General features: G+C 47.0%; 1 protein-coding gene. It reads right to left on the reverse strand.

Features of this window, described 5'->3' with window-relative positions; all coding sequences use genetic code 11:
- Positions 1–138 (reverse strand): helix-turn-helix domain-containing protein (locus tag AC27IT_RS28245; protein WP_487092327.1); only part of this gene is annotated, 138 nt, incomplete at its 3' end.
- Between the last annotated feature and the right edge of the window lie 383 nt (positions 139–521).

Raw genomic sequence — 521 nt, forward strand, 5'->3', positions numbered from 1 at the left:
TGCCAGCGTGGTTCCTCGTTTGTGCAACTCGGCGATGATATCTGCCGGATGCCAGTTTTGAAAACGATGGGAACCCACTGATGCCTGAGGTTTATAGCGAGGTAGAGCAGTATCTTGAGATTTTTTATTGGCCGTCATTTCGCATGATCCGTTGCAAAGTGATGATCACTACCAGCCTAAGAGGTGCAAATCCCTTGGGTGATAGCCCAGACGGAGTTTGCACTACCGGCCACAACGGATCACCGGCCAGCCCGAAAGCTGCCCCGCCTGAGCCACCATTGAGATATTGTTTATTACGTGAACGAGTAATATGCAATAGGTGTGCAGAGGCTGACGTATAAAATAAATATATACGTCATCGTTGTGGTATTCAGGGTGCAAATCCCGACTGCGGATTTTGCCGCAGCGCATGAACTATACCCCAATCACTTAGTTGAAACCAAGTGAACCGACAGGGTTTAATTAAGTCGCCTAAGTAACAAAGTCAAATAAGTGAACAGAATAGTCGTCCTAAAGAGAGA

The organism is Brevibacillus sp. YAE8 (assembly GCF_057543335.1).